Raw genomic sequence first — 18,016 nt, forward strand, 5'->3', positions numbered from 1 at the left:
CTAAAATTAATGAGGTTAAAGATTTAGAAAGAAATTACTCTATATAGGCTGTAAGTTTAAAAGAAAATCTTTTTAGTAAAGTATTTTATCTAGTCTACTCTATGAAAGTTTTGGTGCTAACCATAAATATCCAAGGCAGCAAATTAAAAACACATATAATCCAATAGGATTTACGGGGGCTACCGGAGAAGTTGTTTTGGTATCTTTGGATAGAGAAGTTTCGAAATTCCTTTGGTTAGCCTGAATTCGATTATACTTACTATTGGATTGCCATGTAGTAGTATCTGTTACGTAGTAATTAAGAACCGTAGTAGTATCTTGTGCTGTTATAATATGATTCCATCCCGTTGTTTTAGGATATATTTTTCCTTTCCATAAATTAGGAATGTCGATATTTCTTGCCATCGAAATTTGATATCCATTCTCAGTAATTACGTCAGGATTTGGTATAAAAGTTCTTAAAGTAAATTCATAAGGTTCATCCTTACGGATAGGTACCTCACCACCATCCCAATAAATCGCTTTACTATCTTTTTTACCAATTTTATTGATAATATCTGACCATATTCTTTGGTAAGTAGCACTCTTTCCATTTAGCAAGAGTTCATAGGTTTCTTTTAATAAGGTAGTACCTACTTTACCCTTACCTATATGTTTGCAACCAGAAACCACGGATTCATTAGCAGCAATATGAATAGGTTGAAGCATCAATCCTTGTTGTATTGTAAATGGATACTTACGCACCTTTGCAATAGTTTCATTATATAAACGAACTTCTGAAGTTTTTTCTCGGCTTACATCAAAAGACAGTAAGCTATTGTTTGTCCTAAAAAGACTTTCATCTGGTTGTATAAAAAGCCCTAATCCCTTAGTGCGTATTACGGTTTCTAAAGCTACTCTCGAATTCCTACTAAGATTCTTAGCCGTAAGAGCATCCAAAATCACTAAATCATAAGGTGCTAGACTTTTTTCTGTAAACCCTCCTATCGGAATCCGATCTGTATTAAAATATTCAAACTTATACTTACCTTTTGTGATTTTAGTTTTCACTAAAACTTTATGCCCTTTTTCACTTAAGTAGTTTTTGAGATATTTCGTTTCGAAGGTCGGAAAATCATTTATGATCAGTATTCTTAGATTTTTACGTTTTGCAACTTGAATAGGTATAGAATCTTTAGCAAGTAAAGTCCCTAAGGAATCTTTCTCAGTAATTTTATAAGTATAGTTTCCAGCTATTTTTAGGGTAGCAGATAACTCAAATTTCCAGTTTTTATCAGTTTGTAATGTTACAGAATCTATTACATCACCCGATGGTTCCTCTAAAAATAATTGAGTTCCTTTTTTAGCATCGTTATAAACCCCTTTGAATACTAGCTGCTCTCCAACAGTAGCTTTTTGATTATAGGTATATTTTATAATTCCAGAAGGTGCGGCACCATTGATATAAGTAACGTTCTGATCTTTTAACTGCCAAAAATCATAGGATGCTAACCCATTTCCAATCACAAAAATAGTATCAGAAGTATATATTTCTTTCAGAATTGTTTGGTTTTCCTGATAAGTAATTGTGGTTAGATTTCTATATTGATTTTTTAGACTATCCAACGTGCTTTTCTTATAGTCATCGGTAAGAATAACTACTTTGGCGTTTTTACGATGTATGGGTAATGCAGGTTGTAATGCAAGTATTCCCATCGTAAGGATTGCTAAAGAAGCTACGACGCTACGAATCCAAAACTTTGGTTTTGAAAAATGACCCCATTCTTTCCAGATAAAGATACCCCAAATGATGAGACAGCAAACTACAATAGGTATCATCCAATGGTTATGCAAAAAGGTAATCTCGTTATTCATTAATTTCAAGTTCTTTTAACAATAACTCATTGATTTCACTTAACGGTTGCTCTTTTTTGAAAGCATTTGGAGGCATTGCAGGAAGTGCCTGCAACAATCCTTGTTGCAACTCGATCAAGGCCTCATAAGGAATCTCTACATCCTCTGATATCCATTTTAATTGCTGCAATGTTGTTAGATATTTTCCAGGTTTTTCGATTGCTTTTATGGCCAACTCATTTGCTGCTTCTCTAAACAGTTGCTTATCGGTTTCGGCGATTTCCTCTTTTTCTCTTGCAGTGATTAATGTTTGCAATCTGTTCAATGTTAACCGTATGGATTTATAAGTATCCACTTCAGTTATATCGGCTATTTTTCGAAACCCATGTACTTTATCAATCTCTCCGGTTAATCTCTTCTCTTCTTTTATGGGTGGAGGATCAAATCCTATACGATGTACATAAATGCGAGCACTATTCTTTATTTCCTGAATAAGTTTTAAAGCTCTATACTGATACGGCAATGACTTTTCTGGTTTGTATAATCGTAGATACAATTCAGCATCCCACATTTCATTTAGTGCTTGTCGTAATTTACTTTTTAACGATTGTGTAAACAAAGTAGATTCTTCTGGATCATCATGATTGTGTAAATACTCTTCTAAAGGATCTTTCTCTTTTTTTTCTTCTTCTGGTACAAGGTTATGTTCGTTCTCATGATCATGTTTATGTGTATATTTTGCTAAAGGATCTTCTTCTTCATGATCTTCATGTTCATCGTGATCATGATCATGTTCTTCTTCATGATCGTGATCATCCCCATCTCCCTCGGCTGCATGAACTTCTTCGGTTTCGTCTCCCATAAACTCAGCATACTTAATTCGCAATACTTTTTGATCAAAACCTAGCTCATTACTTCTTGACTTATATTCTTTAGCAGATAGTTTCGATTTATCTTTCAGTAATTTTTCGGTATCTATAATAAGCTGTCGCTGGCTTCTGAAATAATCTGGCATCAAGTCTACTCCCATAGTTCCTTCTACTGCAAATGTATCCGAAATGGTATCTTTAATCGCGGCAAAATAGGTTTCGCTACGTGAAACATTCTTTTGTGGTCGTTTTTGATCTGTAGCTTCTACATAAAAATACAATTCATCACCAGGTTCCATTTTCATCTTATCCAAATCGATTTCTTTAGATAAGTCCAAATCTTTACTTCCTATTTGTAGATTACTAAACCTTAATTTTTCTTCTCTAAATTTTACAGACTCCCCAGAACCTTTACTTACTGTAGCAATAATATAGGCATCTCCAATTCCAAAATCATCTGTAATCTTGGTTCTAAAGGCAAGTTTTTTATCCTCTGAATATTCAAAAGATGTGAACTGCTTAATTCCTAGAATTTGTGTCTCGGGACTCTTATCTTTCGTAACTTCTATCGGATATAATTTAGAAACGTGAGCTTTATCGTCTAAGTCAATAAACTTAAAATTATAAAAGCCTGAACTTCTCATTTCCGAACCACCAAAATAAATTCCATCAGTGAATTTCATTACATAGCTATTTCCAGCACTTTCTACAAAAGCTTCCTTAATTTCTTTATCAAATTCTAGTCGCCATGTTACTTTAGTACCTTCTATCACTTTAATATCCATATCGGAAGTGATCACAGACTTTATTCTCGTATATGCCGGATATTTAATTTCTAATTCTTGTTTTATCAACTTCGGAGGAGCAGTTATTGCGATACTGCTATCCGTTGCTATAAAAACAATTTCATCTGACACGTTTAGTGGTGATACTGGATTTTGAGAAAAAGGAAATATGCCAATAGTATTTAAAATTAATCCTATTCCCAGACATAATGCAAAAAACAAGAAACTCCATTTTAGATGACTAGGTGGTTGTATTGTTTTATATTTTTCAACCAGAATATTGCCCGCCCTATTTTGTTGGATTCTAGCCAATCCGGATAATTCATTTTCCGGAATTAGTATCAGACCTGTACTATACTCGATCGCATCCAAATGTTGATCCATATAACTGGCAGCGCTTTCTAAAGAAGGTTTCCATGGTTTCGTAAAAATTAGTAGTACTCCTACAATAAGGATAGCTACTACAACTGCCAACAGTATTTTTGAAAACAATGTGTATATCAGTATCGAAGTACCCACCCCATACAAAAGGGTTTCTAACCAAAGTAGGACTTGCCATTTTCGTTTAAAACCTACTAATATGTTATATCCTGAGCTCACTACTGTTTTCTATATTTTGCTATACAACGTTCTGCTATTAACAATGTTCCAAATACCAACCACAACCATTTAGAAATATCTAAAAGCGCAAACTGTTTTTTTATCGTCTGTTTTGAAGTCACTAGTGGTGTTATTTCAGAAACTTCTATCACTCGTCTATCATGTTTTGCTATATCATTTTTTATATCCTGATAATCATCTAACACTTCTAAAAGCTGTTCTGAAAAATGTTGATCTATACTGCGCTCTACGGTAAGTAGTTCCGTAAGGTAGAATATCTTAGATGCATCAGTAGTTTCTATACTTCTTTTTGCATATTCATCGGGGTTAAACACCAATAATTTTGAATTGGTATTAGGTACAGGATCTGTAGACAACCAAATAATAAGATCAAAACCTGTAATGGTATCTGCAGTATTTGTAAACTCTTTTATTTCAATAGTTCTATCCGTATACTTCGCAATGGCTTGTAATGAAGCTTTTATTAATCTTTTTTGATCTAAGAGACTATCATCATAAAACAAGGCTACTTTTTTAGCACTAAAATTAGAAACAGGAACTCGTTGTTTCAGATCATTTTTTGTAAAAACTATACTATCATTATTTTTTGAAAACTCAAGGTCTTCATTTGACACCTTTTCTTTTATAAAAGTTAATTGATCCGAATTACTCCTTAACATTAGGACTTGGGTAGTATCTTCTTCTTTAATAGCCTTAAGAGCATAGTTATATGATTCTTTTCTATCGATAGAAATCCAGTTTATATTTTTATAAATCGTTGGTCTGGCTCCTTTAAGTCCAGATAAGAAAGCGCTGGTAAATACTACTATACTATCTGTTTTTAAGTTTTCCATTTCTTTGGCTAATTGCCAGTAATTCGGAATGCTTTTTTGATCTACATCTAATTCATCTTTGTCTAGCAGCGGAAACGTACTTGCCAATAACCGTAGGGACTCTCCTTCATCTATCGTATCCAAGATATTCATTACACGATCATGTTTCAGTAGAGAAGGTTCAAAAAGATAGGTAACAGGTAACGTTGTTTCTTTTTTATTAATTCGTATTCCGGAAATAAGTAATACAAGTACACCTAATAGTAACATTCTTAGCATCAATAAAAAGATCTCATTCAGTTGAATGCTTTTAGATTGTTTAGAATCTGATTCACTTAATAATTTAGTACTACCTACTTTTATTGTTTTTCCTTCTCTCTTACTCCAAAAATGGATTACTATCGGGATGATAAGTCCCAACAACGCCCAGAGATATGTAGGATATAAAAAAGACATCTCAGACTAGTTTATTTCGTTTTTTAAGGAATAAGCGAAGGGTCTCTTCAATAGGTTGATTCAGTTCACATAAATGATAATCAACATCATTCATTAGCAAGGTGTTTTTTGCCTTTTTAATCATCTCTTCTAATGACGCTAAATACTGCTTTTTAGCGGTTTTAGTATCTATCTTAAGCTTGGCACCTGTCTCTAAATCTTCAAAAGTAACTGTCCCTTTGTAATTAAAAGTAAGCTCGTTTTCTCCCATCAAATGCAATACAACCACTTCATTCTTAGGAGTCTTAAGTCTTTTTATAAAATTGGTTAATTCTTCTGTATGTTCGTAGAGGTCTGTAATAAAAAAAATCAATTCCTTTTGATTTCTATTATGAAGACTTTTAGAAGTATTCAAATTCTCAGGCCATTTCCCTTTGTTTTCTATCTGGGTCAGTTCTAACAAAAATCGATTATAGTGCTGTTTTTGAATTCTAGGATATAAGTCATACAATTGATCTTCATTTAAACCAAACAATCCAATAGCATCACCTTGGTTTTGACACAGATATCCCAAGGAAGCGACTAATACTCTTGCGAAATCCATTTTAGAAAAGGTATGTTCGGTATGCAACATGGATGCACTTGCGTCTATAATAAAGTTGACGGAGATATTGGTTTCTATTTCTGATTGTTTGATATAATATCTACCTGATCTGGCTAACATTTTCCAATCTAACAGCCGCAAATCATCTCCTGGTTCATAATTCCGAAACTGATTAAATTCCATTCCGGTTCCTACGTTACGACTTCGGGTTAATCCAGATAAATATCCATCTACAATAATACGCGCTATAAGAGACAATCCAGATACGCTTTTGATCAATTCTGGTTTAAGTAATTGATGATAATCTTGTCTCACGGCTACTTATATTAGTAATTCTTTATTTCCCTACCTGGATCTGCTCTAATAAGTGATTGGTAACTTCATCTGATGTAATTCCTTCTGATTCCGCTCTAAAGTTCACAATTACTCTATGACGTAATACAGGAATCGCCACTTGTTTTAAATCTTCTAAGGTAACTGATAACCTTCCTTGTGCCAAGGCTCTGGCCTTCGCAGTTAATATCATCGCTTGCCCAGCTCTGGGTCCTGCTCCCCAGTTCACCCATTCTTTAACATAAGAAACGCTTGTTGTCTCTGGTCTGGTCGCTCTTATTACCTTACTAACAAAAGCGATTAGATCGTCACTAATAGGAACCTCTCGGACAAGCTGTTGTAATCGAATAATATCTTCTCCAGAGATCACTTTATTTAACGTTGCTTTTTTTACTCCAGTGGTATTTTTTAAAATGGTGGTTTCATCAGATGCTGTTGGATACCCTATCTTGATATATAATAAGAATCGATCTTGTTGTGCTTCAGGAAGCACAAAAGTTCCTGATTGTTCAATTGGGTTTTGCGTTGCCAGAATAAAAAATGGCTTATCCAACTCGTATGTTTTTCCAGAATACGTCACTTCGAACTCCTGCATTGCTTCTAACAGAGCTGCCTGGGTTTTTGGAGGTGTTCTATTAATTTCATCTGCCAAAATGATATTTGAGAAAATTGGCCCTTTATTAAATTTAAAAAACTTCTTCCCAGTACTGTAATCTTCTTCCAATATTTCGGTACCTATAATATCAGAAGGCATTAAGTCTGGCGTAAACTGAATCCTTTTAAACTTGAGGTCTATCGCTTGCGCTAACGTTCGTATCATTAGGGTTTTTGCTAAACCTGGAACACCTTCTAATAATGCGTGCCCGCCAGCTAAAAAAGTAATCAATAGCTGTTCAATAGTTTCTTCTTGCCCTGTAATGACCTTAGCGATTTCTTTACGTAAATTCTGTAATTTTTCTGTGAGCGTATCTATCTCTCGTTCTATACTAGCCAACTCTTTATTCATTTACATACATTATTTTAAGACGTCAATGCATACATAACAATATTAACACCAAATCGTGTATTATCTATTTTGTACCATCGCTTGTTTCTAAAATCATAATCCCATTCGCATCCATAATCTTTATTACTGTATAAAACCCCTATTCTGCCATTAATTTCTATTGCTTTTAGATAATCATGAACGATATCATCTCCCCATCCATTTAATTCTTGAGAAGTGGTAGGAGGACCATCTTCAAATTCAAAAAACACTTTATATAACTCATGATTATTTGGTATTTTTTTTAGTGCTTGTGGACCAAAAATATCTGCCATCTGACGCTCAAAAGATTTTGAAAACAAACCATCAATATCATGGTTACAATCATCTGCAAATACAAAACCTCCATTATTCACATATTTTTTAAAGTTTTCCCTTTCTTTTTTAGTAAATTGAACAAGCTTATGACCGGAGATGTAGCAAAATGGACTTTTAAAAATCTCATCGCTACTTAATGAAATAATCTTCTCCTGTGTATCTACTTTTAATGTAGTATACTCTACTAACGAGTTCAACAAATTGGAAGGCATTCTTTGATCTACATCCCAATCTCCAGACTCATACTGTAATCGCGTAAAGAAAAACTTGGCACTCAATATTTAACTAACTAGGTAAAACAGCAATATAAACTATTACTTATGAAGATGATCTAAAATTAAAGTTAATTAGGATTCTATTACCAGAAATACATCAAAATAACAAGTATAGTTGTTAAGTATTACTTTGTAACACCTAACAACTATACTTATTTGATATATTGTGATATCCGTTATACAGCGTCCGAAAGGCTGGTAAAAGTAAAGTCTCTTATTTTCATATAAGGCACTAAATTACCATCTATTCTTACTTGTTTTCCAAGAGTTTCGAGATTATTAAGCATGATAATCGGGCTCTCATTAAACCTAAAATTCTTTACCGGATGTTTGATTTTACCGTTTTCTATGTAGAACGTTCCATCTCTGGTAAGACCCGTATATAATAAGGTTTGTGGATCTACACTTCTGATATACCATAATCTGGTTACTAAAATTCCTTTTTTAGTTCCTTTGATTAGATCTTCGAGAGAAGCATCTCCTCCTTGCATGATAAATCCATTAGGAAAAGGTACTGGATTTACGCCTTTCTTTTGAGCCCAAAAACGACTATAGGCTAGGTTTTTCACCACACCATTTTCTATCCACGTTGTCTTTTTCAAAGGTTGCCCAGAACCATTCCAAGTACCTGTTGGCACATCTGGATTTAATGGATCAGACCAAATATTCACACGTTCATCTACAATTTTCTCTCCTAGTTTTGTTCCACCACCTTCTTTAGACATAAAACTCCTACCTTCATCTGCAGTACGAGCATTGAATGCAAATGCCATATTTCCTAAAAGACCTACAGAAGCTGCTGGTTCTAAAATAACTGTATACTTACCAGGTTCTATAGCTTTTGCTTCTTTAGACATAACCGCTTTATCGATCGCTATTTTTGAAGCTTCCGCGGCATTAAATTTGGATACATCATTGTAATCACGTGTTACCCATCCAGATCCTGTACCATCGTTACTACGCATCGTTACTGTAAAACTGGCATTCGTAGATTGATTATAGGCGAATAAACCATTAGAATTCATCATTGCACTAAAACCTGATGAATCATTAAAAAAACCTGCTGCAGTTACATTTTTAGCCGCTGCTGGTCCAATACTACTATTAGCAACTTCAGCACGGTAATCAGGTGTTATCTTAGCAGTGGATTCTTTAAAAGTGATAGATTTATCATATTCTTGAGGACCCAATGGTGCCATAAATTCTGGATTTTCTGGAGAAAGTTTTGCTAACTCCTCTGCCCTCTTTACTACCTTCTTAAGTGACTCGTCATCAAATTCATCGATTGTTGCTGTACCTGATTTTTTTCCAAAACTAGATTGTACTACTAGTGTTTGGTTGGATCTATGTCCTGCAGTGGATACCGTATTTCTTGCATAGCGGATATTACCACTTTCGCTTCCACTTAAATTGATTTCGCAAGTATCTGCAGTAGAAAAGCTTAAAGCCTTTTCCATGATCTTCTTTGCTTCTTCTTTCGTATATATTGCCATGATATTTTTATTTGTAATAAGACAGTGATTTAAATTTTTCTACCTGTGTTGATCACATTTACACCATTAAAACGTGTAGTAGAACTTCCATGAGAAACAGCACTTATTTGCGAAGGCTGTCCTTTTCCGTCAAAGAATGATCCAAACATTCGATAATCATCTTTGTCACATATCTTAGCACAAGAATTCCAGAATTCCTGTGTATTAGATTGGTATGCTACATCATCTAACATACCCACTATCTTTCCATTTTTGATTTCATAAAAAACGGTTCCACCGAATTGGAAATTATATCGTTGCTGATCAATAGAGTAAGAACCTCTACCAGCTATATAAATTCCTTTCTCTACATCCTTAATCATATCATCTATAGAGTATTTCTCTTTTCCTGGTTCTAGAGAAACATTTGGCATTCTTTGGAATTGCACATCATTCCAGCTTTGGGAATAACAACATCCATGAGATTCTTTTTGATCAATCATATGAACTTGATCCCGTATTGCCTGATAATTGGTTAAAATACCATTACGTACCAGATCCCATTTTTTAGTCTTTACTCCTTCATCATCATAGCCTACAGCCCCTAGAGACCCCACTTGAGTTTTGTCGGCTACCAGATTAACAATTTCGCTACCATATTTAAAGTTCTTTGTTTTCCATTTGTCTAACGTTGCAAAACTTGTTCCTGCGTAATTTGCTTCATAACCAAGTACTCTATCCAATTCTAAAGGATGACCTACAGATTCGTGAATAGTCAACCCAAGGTGATTTGGTTCTAACACCAAATCATACTTACCTGCTTCTACCGATTTAGCAGTTAACCTTTGCTTGGCTTGCTGAGCAGCTACAGTTGCATCCTCTACAATATCATAACTATTGCGATACAAGTTTAAGCCTTCTGGACCTTTTAGTTTTTCAGAAGCCAATCCATCCATATACTCATATCCCATTCCCATAGGAGCACTCATTGCCTGACGTGATTTAAACTTTCCTGTACTTTTATCGATGGCAGTAACTGTAAATGTTGGCCAAATACGATGTACATCCTGATCTATATAAGAACCATCAGTAGATGCAAAATACTTCTGCTCATTTACCATAAACAATCCAGAATTCACATAGTTTGCTCCGTTTTTTAAAGCTGCGGCATTTGCAGATAGTAACAGATCTACCTTTTCAGAAACTGGAACTTCTTTGAAATCCTTTTTTATCGGTGTTTTCCAGCTTACTTCTCCATGGGATGCTACTGGAGCTAATTTTACCTCTTCCTTTTGAATTTTAGAATTGGCTTTTGCGATAGCAACTGCTTGATCTGTTGCTTTCTTAATTCCATCTTCATTAACACTATTGGTAGATGCAAATCCCCAAGTGCCATTTACGATTACTCTAATACCTATACCAAATGATTCCGTATTTACTACATTTTGCACTTTATCTTCTCTAGTAAACACATATTGGTTTAAATATCTACCGATTCGAGCATCGGCATAGGTAGCACCAAGCGATTTTGCTGTATTGAGGGCTACATCAGCCATCCTCTTTTTAATGGCTATATCCATTCCTGGATTAAGTAAAGCCTCTGCCGAAATATCATTTCCTAGTAGTAATGATGGCATCATTAAAGCTCCTGCACCTAATCCTGTGTATTGAATAAAATCTCTACGTTTCATAAACCTCTATTTTGATTGAGTGAATATTATAATAAGTTTGATGAATTGATCTTGTAACAATATCTAAGTTCACCAATTACTAGAAGATATTCTTAAAAGATTGTTACAAGACTAACTTCTGTTAGCTTTAAAAGTAGAAAAATTATATCAAACAACCATACCATAAAAACAGGTAAACCCATAACCTTAACGTGTAAAATTCCGCTTATCATAGCAACACTATTAAACAAACTAAACACCTGATAAACAATAACATAAAAACCAAAAAAGAATTAAAAAATTCTCATCAAAACGATCCAAACTCAATAAAAAACGCACTAAAATCACATTTGCTTAAATTTTTGTTAAACTTTCAAGTTATTCTTTGGTAATTATTCAAATTATCGACTTAAGCCATATCATAAACAGTTGTTTTGCAAAAAAATACTGCCGAACGATATACCTAATGATACTAAAATTATGATTAAGCATCATAATTCTGGTATTCTTAAAGAGTATCTATATTATTTGTAATGTAATTTCAATTTTTATAATTCACTATTTTATGGAAAGTTTGTTATCTGATATTTCAAAATGTGATGTTTGCGCTTCTAAATTAGCATTGGGACCAAGGCCTGTAGTTTCTGCAAGCGAGCATAGTAAAATTGTTATTATCGGACAGGCACCTGGTAGCGTTGTTCATAAATCTGGTATTCCATGGGATGATAAAAGTGGACAGAATCTACGGAGTTGGATGGGAATTGATAATGAGACCTTTTATAATCCAGAAGTAGTAGCGCTTATTCCTATGGGGTTTTGTTATCCAGGAAAAGGAAAGTCTGGTGATTTACCTCCCACCAAAGAATGTGCTCCTTTATGGCATCTAAAATTATTAAATCAGATGCCTAATGTGCAACTTACCCTTTTAATAGGAGCGTATTCCCAAAATTATTATTTAGGTAATAGATTAAAGAGAACCCTTACTGAATCTGTTAAAAATTATAAAGAATACTTACCTGATTATTTTGTGCTTCCGCATCCTTCTCCAAGAAATAATATATGGCAAGCTAAAAATGAATGGTTTAAGAATGAAGTCCTACCAACATTACAACAGACAATTGAAAAGATTATAACTTCCTAATCTTTTCTGGTTTATAAATATCTTTCTTTTATAATATCCATATGCCAAATCTCATGACCTATAATAGTAAATGCGGCTGCTCTTGCGGACATATCACCTCCGTTGGCATTTCCTATAAATTGAAGATCGTGATCAGAAATACTGGCTAATACAGAAACTGAATTTTGTCTACATATCGTATATTCTTCAAGTAACTCATCTATTTGTTTATCCTTTGCTCCAGAAGGTTTGATATAAATATCTTGATCGAAACCTGCTAACGGAGTTTTATCTCTACGAGCAATTCGAAAACATCGATACATAAAAACTCTTTCTGTATCAATAAGATGTTGTAAAATCTCCTTTACTGTCCATTTATCATTTTCATATTGATAATTATGCTTACTCCTTGGAATTGATTGAAAAAACGCGATAATATTTTCCCTTCCTATTTCAAAACCTTCACGTAAATCCAAGCGTGACGATAATTTATCGATATATCTCTTGTAGTAGGAATCATATTCTTGTGTACTTAAGTCTATAATAGTCATTGTAATTATTTTGATACAATGATATTATTTATCTGTATATAGGTTGTAGTCCAGTTTTTGAATAACTGCTATTCCAGTTTCGCGCGATACACTCTTAGATGAATTAAAAATCAGATATGTACTAGTTAAGAATTAATAGGATAATCTATAGAGAATCAAGGAAAATAATTCACTACAAAAAGATTAGGAAAGTAAGAAATTTCTCATTAAATTAGTTAAATCGTTAAAATTTATGATACGTTTTTTAATGAAATATTCTTTTTTATCAAAAGCTGTATCATTAACATTTATATTCTTATTAATTTCTGTTATTTATATGAGGATGTAAATGCCTATTTTTTTTATATATTTACGCCCGAAAATGTTAAGTTTGGGTACCAAATTTTAGAAAATATAACCTACTAAACATTTTATTTTATACAAAATATTGAGTTATGGAATTAATGGAGAAAGCAAGGGAGTTTGAGAACAGGAGTATGAGCAATATGTCCACTAGTGATAGAGTTGAAGCATCAAGAGAAGCTAAAGATCTTGTCTTAAGTCTTAATGAAATTTATAAGCAAAATAAAGATCCTGAAATAATGGATATGATGAAAATCATTACTGCTAAAAAGCAAAAAATCGAAAAAAGACTTAAAGGTAGACCAGAAATATAAAAGTCTAATCTACATATCGATTTTTATCCCAGATTTATCTAATAGTATATTTTCCTTCTTAGGAATAGTGAAGTAAAAGGTAGTTCCTTTTCCTTCTTCTGATTCTAGCCATATATTACCACCGTGAGATTCGATTATCTTTTTACAGTGTGCAAGTCCTATACCTGTACCTTGATATTGTTCTCTAGAATGTAATCTTTGAAAAATAGCGAATATCCTATCCTGATGTTTTTTGGGTATACCTATTCCGTTATCCTTTACTGAAAATTCCCAAAATGTTTCTGTTTGACTATTGATTGGTACGTTCTTGGTAGTCACATTAATATGAATTTCAGGTATCGTCTCTTTATCTGTAAATTTTATACCATTACTAATTAAATTTTGTAATAAGAGTCTTAACTCTATTGGATTTCCAAATACTACGGGTAATTTTACTGAATGTATTTTTGCGTTTGTTCTTTCTAATACGTTTCTAAAGTCCTCTTTAATTTCCTGTAAAATAGTTTCCATACCAGTATCCACAAAGTCAGTAGATCTGCCTAATCTGGAGTATTCTAATAATGAATCAATCAGTTTTTTCATTCTAATACTTGCATCACTGATATAATTCAAACTTTCTTTTCCTACCTCGTCAAAACTGTCACCATAATCCTCTGATATCAATCCTATAAAACTAGATATCGTATTAAGAGGTTCTTGTAGATCATGACTAGCGATATATGCAAACTGTTCTAACTCCTTATTTTTAGATTCCAGATCTAAAGATTGCTCATGAATTTCTTTATTCTTCGCTTGTAAAACTTTATTCAACTTCTTTTTATTGAGATAACTTCTATACACAAAGAATCCACCTATGAGAATTAGAGAAATTAATGCAATAAGATACCAGTTAATTGTTTTTTGATCTTCGATTTCTCCTCGTTGCCTGTCTAAAATACTTTCTTGTTCCTTAATCTGTTTATTTTGTTCCTCTAAATAACGTTCCTTCTCCTCTATTTCGACTACGCTCTGTTTAATTCTTTCCTCTTGAGCTTTGATAAAAGTAACCTGCTCCTGAATATTTTTCTCTAATTCTTTTTCTATCAGAAGCTTCTCTTCATATTTCTTTTCCTGAATTTGATTCTGATTAGATAATTCTTTTATCCATTGATTATTCTCAACAATTTTTTCCTGAATATTATCAAGAGTTTTAGACTGATTTTCAATCTTCTTTTCCTGCTGTTTTAACTGATCATTTTTGCTTTTAATCTCCGCCTTCTGCTCTTCATTTTCATTTAAAGCATTTACCAAGGATTGTTCTGTGGATTTAAATAACCCTTTCCATTTTTGTGAAGAAGTTACTGCGTATTGTTTTAAAGAAGGTGCGATCACAAACCCTTCTCTTTCTATTCTATTTTCATTGATTTCGTATTCGAAAGAATCTCCAACATTCACCATATTAATCATCGAAGAATTATAAAAATAATCCTCTGAAACTAATAATATATTTTTTTTAGAAATTTTACGTAAGATGTAGGCTATGTCATAATTGTACTTATTGTGTACGTAAAGCAATTGAATATCTTTAATATTTTTCACAAACTGATATCGAACAACCTCTATCGGTTTTCCAAAAATCTTTCGTTTTTGTGCGATCGCCTTTAAATCTATTACCGTACGGTCAGGACCTAAAACTCCTATCTTAAAAGTTTCTAGTTCTGCTATTTGTGGCCATCCTATTTGTTGGGCAAAATTGTAGATAAAAATCGTTCGCTGTGCTCTTTTTACCTCTTCATTTCCAAGATCTTGTCCTTTCACCCTTTGTATATTACCAAGAACAAGGAATAATATCAATATACCTATAGTATATCGCCTGCCCAATTTAGTATTAAAAAGATGTTGGTGGAAGATCCTCATTATAACCGTAACAATAATCGAAGATAGTAATTCGCGCCATTAACTCCGAATTGTTGCACTCTTCTGCTGTAAACGAAATTACCATCACTCGTATTTGCTGAATGTGTATGCTCATCTGGATACACATTAAAAATATTATTCCCGCCTATAGTACATTTTACGTAATCATTAAATTGATAGGAAACTGCTAGATCTGTAGTTAGTTTAGGAGAAAAGGTTTGGTCACGTGATTCTACTACTCCGGTAAATTCATTTAGCACCCAATTTGCAGCGTCTCCATCATCAGGATGTACAAATTCCACTTCGCCAAATAGAGAATTCATCATTTGCAATCTGAATTTATCGAATTCGTAGGATATTCCAGAATTAATTTTATAATTAGGTTGAGAAGATTCTACTCTTGCAATTTCCTCTCTATTAAACAAGACATTCTCCTGTCCAATAAGCGATGGAGATACTTTGATGCCTCCTTTTACTTTTGTACTCGTAACATTTGCTCCCAGCGACGCGTTTAATTCACCCGTACCGAGTATAGTTTTGTAAGCAACCGCAAAATCACCACCAGAAGTTCTGGAATCAATTGCATTGGTAAAAAACTGTGCTGCACCAACACCAAACGGTTCTAAGATAGTCTCATATCCTTCTGCAAATCTACCAGAAAGAACAATTCTGTCATCTATATTAATTAAATAATAGTCAAAAGCGAAGGTAAATTTATCATTTAGCTTTCCACTAATACCAGCACTAAAGTGTGTTGACAGTTCTGGTTTTAAACGTCCAATCTGGAATGCTTCGGCAGTAACTGCACTTTCATTATTAAAAGTTCCTACCTGGATGCTTTCGCCATTTACAAATTGAGTACTTATATTTTGAAAAAACACCTGATGTAAAGAAGGTGCTCTAAAACCAGTAGAAAAACCAGCTCTTACACTGATATCGTCCTTTACTATATAACGCCCAGAGAGTTTCCAAATACCTTGACCACCAAAATCATTATACGCTTCATACCGTCCTGCTGCTTTTACCAATAACTTTTCTGAAATATTGGTTTCCACGTCTAAGTATGCTGAACTATTGGTTCTAAAACGATTTAATTCGTTTTCTGGTCGAAACCCTGGAAAAACTTGTGCTCCTACTGCTCTTGGAAGTTCTTGACCAGAAGTATCAAAATAGGTGCTACCTCCATCTACATAAGACGCTTCTTCTCCTGCTATAATCTGATAATTCTCCACTCGTAGCTCTGCTCCAAAAGCAATACTTACTCCACTTAACCAATCAAAAGATTTAGATAAATCTAAATTCGTGGTATTCTGCTGGTATTCAAATCCACCTGCATAAAATGTTCTTGGTGAGGCTACACCAAGAGACGCATTATTAGAGTTATTTACTGTATAGTCTAAATGATTGATCCCTATTGAGTGACTAAAATCAATATTCCATCCATTCTTAATACCTTTAATTCCTCCGGCAATTACATCGTCTCTAATATCCGTTAATATCTGGGGGGAGAATCCATTAGGAAATAGCTCTGGAACTACTCTATCCTGATCTTTTGGGAAACGATAAAATCCAGCGGACATTCCTTCTCTGTAATTTCTACCTCCTTGTAAGTAAAAGGTAGCATTATCTGACATTTTTATCTCTCCATTAATGCCTAAAGCCAAGTTTTGAGTCTCTGCACTTCCTATTTCCATGACACGACGATCATCATAACCTGTTTGACCAAAAAAATTATTCTCCTGAATTAATCTTTCATCCTCAACCGCATCATCGGTATACACTGTTCCTGTGTAATCACCAGCTCTATTTACTGATTCTCTATTCCTGTATTCTGCGGTTACGTTTACAAACCCTTCTTCCCCAATTTTTAACCCAAAATTGGCTGATGAATATGTAGTAAAACCGTCTCCCTCTGTAGTGATTCCTACTCTATTATCTACCTGTATTACCTCCGTCTGTTTTTTCAGTATAATATTAATTACACCTGCAATCGCATCTGATCCATACTGAGAAGTAGCGCCATCTCTAAGAATTTCTATTCGCTCAATAGCAGAAATTGGTATTGCATTAAAATCTGTTCCTACAGTACCTCTACCTACGGTACCATTTACATTTAGTAATGAGCTATTATGTCTTCGCTTTCCATTAATAAGCACTAACACCTGATCTGGTCCTAATCCTCTTAATGTGGCAGGGTCAATATGATCCGTTCCATCCGCAATGGTTTGATGTGTAGAGTGAAAGGAAGGTACTAAATAGTGTAAAATATGGCTTAGCTCTATTTGGGAGGCATTTGTAATTTCTTGTGGAGATATAATATCAACCGGAGCAGTGGTTTTTAGAGAAGATCTAGGTTTAGCTCTGGATCCAACAGCAATAGGTTGGTCTATAGAAAAACCTGTTTCTAATATAAAGTCTACGGTTACCTTTTCTCCTACCTTAACCGTAACAGTTTTAGAAATGGAAGTATACATAACAAAAGCTGCTGTTAGCACATATTCTCCTTCATCCACATCAAAGCTATAACTTCCATTTACATCTGTAGTTGTAACTTTATTTGTCCCTTCTATACTAATTTTTGCTCCAGGCAAACTACCAAATTGATCAGATACATTACCTGATATAACTCCTCTGGACTGAGCAACAACATTTCCTATAGTACTAAAAAAGAATAACAAAGCGATACAGGCTACATATTGTAATCTGACCATAAGGGGGTAA

General features: G+C 33.8%; 13 protein-coding genes. 2 read left to right on the top strand and 11 right to left on the bottom strand.

Annotation, left to right across the window (positions count from 1 at the left end; genetic code table 11):
* Positions 1–99: 99 nt before the first annotated feature.
* The 8 genes from Q1A73_RS16155 to Q1A73_RS16190 form a co-directional block, all read right to left on the bottom strand.
* Positions 100–1,854: a hypothetical protein gene (locus Q1A73_RS16155; protein ID WP_299607416.1), complete on the bottom strand. Its 1,755-nt coding sequence runs from the start codon at positions 1,852–1,854 to the stop codon at positions 100–102.
* Positions 1,847–4,087, bottom strand: coding sequence for a tryptophan-rich sensory protein (locus Q1A73_RS16160; RefSeq protein ID WP_299607417.1), 2,241 nt, complete (start codon positions 4,085–4,087; stop codon positions 1,847–1,849). Before Q1A73_RS16160 ends, Q1A73_RS16155 begins: the two co-directional genes overlap by 8 nt.
* Complete coding sequence (locus Q1A73_RS16165) at positions 4,087–5,376, bottom strand: BatA domain-containing protein (RefSeq protein WP_299607418.1); 1,290 nt, start codon at positions 5,374–5,376, stop codon at positions 4,087–4,089. Before Q1A73_RS16165 ends, Q1A73_RS16160 begins: the two co-directional genes overlap by 1 nt.
* Before the next feature lies 1 nt (position 5,377).
* Positions 5,378–6,274 (bottom strand): DUF58 domain-containing protein, encoded by an 897-nt coding sequence (locus tag Q1A73_RS16170; protein ID WP_299607419.1) that lies wholly within the window; start codon positions 6,272–6,274, stop codon positions 5,378–5,380.
* Between the two features lie 22 nt (positions 6,275–6,296).
* Entirely contained in the window at positions 6,297–7,298 is a 1,002-nt protein-coding gene (locus Q1A73_RS16175; RefSeq protein ID WP_299607420.1) for a MoxR family ATPase, read from the bottom strand.
* Between the two features lie 14 nt (positions 7,299–7,312).
* Complete coding sequence (locus Q1A73_RS16180) at positions 7,313–7,933, bottom strand: DUF4159 domain-containing protein (protein ID WP_299607421.1); 621 nt, start codon at positions 7,931–7,933, stop codon at positions 7,313–7,315.
* Between the two features lie 173 nt (positions 7,934–8,106).
* Positions 8,107–9,423 (bottom strand): TldD/PmbA family protein, encoded by a 1,317-nt coding sequence (locus Q1A73_RS16185; RefSeq protein WP_299607423.1) that lies wholly within the window; start codon positions 9,421–9,423, stop codon positions 8,107–8,109.
* A 29-nt stretch (positions 9,424–9,452) separates the two neighbouring features.
* On the bottom strand, positions 9,453–11,093 hold the full coding sequence (locus Q1A73_RS16190; protein WP_299607425.1) for a TldD/PmbA family protein: 1,641 nt from the start codon (positions 11,091–11,093) through the stop codon (positions 9,453–9,455).
* 544 nt (positions 11,094–11,637) lie between these two features.
* On the opposite strand from Q1A73_RS16190, the gene Q1A73_RS16195 reads away from it, so the two are divergent.
* Positions 11,638–12,213: a uracil-DNA glycosylase family protein gene (locus Q1A73_RS16195; RefSeq protein ID WP_299607427.1), complete on the top strand. Its 576-nt coding sequence runs from the start codon at positions 11,638–11,640 to the stop codon at positions 12,211–12,213.
* 11 nt (positions 12,214–12,224) lie between these two features.
* Here the strand turns inward: Q1A73_RS16195 and Q1A73_RS16200 are convergent, their stop codons facing one another.
* Positions 12,225–12,743 carry a DinB family protein gene (locus tag Q1A73_RS16200; protein WP_299607429.1) on the bottom strand — a complete coding sequence of 173 codons (519 nt, stop codon included), beginning with the start codon at positions 12,741–12,743 and terminating at the stop codon, positions 12,225–12,227.
* Between the two features lie 434 nt (positions 12,744–13,177).
* Between Q1A73_RS16200 and Q1A73_RS16205 the strand changes: the two genes are divergently transcribed.
* A complete protein-coding gene (locus Q1A73_RS16205) occupies positions 13,178–13,399 on the top strand; it encodes a hypothetical protein (RefSeq protein ID WP_219009713.1) in 222 nt (73 codons plus the stop codon).
* 9 nt (positions 13,400–13,408) lie between these two features.
* Here Q1A73_RS16205 and Q1A73_RS16210 read toward each other — a convergent pair whose 3' ends face one another.
* Complete coding sequence (locus Q1A73_RS16210) at positions 13,409–15,196, bottom strand: YfiR/HmsC family protein (RefSeq protein WP_299607432.1); 1,788 nt, start codon at positions 15,194–15,196, stop codon at positions 13,409–13,411.
* Between the two features lie 98 nt (positions 15,197–15,294).
* A complete protein-coding gene (locus tag Q1A73_RS16215) occupies positions 15,295–18,006 on the bottom strand; it encodes a TonB-dependent receptor (protein ID WP_299607434.1) in 2,712 nt (903 codons plus the stop codon).
* Between the last annotated feature and the right edge of the window lie 10 nt (positions 18,007–18,016).

The sequence above is a fragment of the uncultured Aquimarina sp. genome (assembly GCF_947492115.1).
Lineage (GTDB): Bacteria > Bacteroidota > Bacteroidia > Flavobacteriales > Flavobacteriaceae > Aquimarina.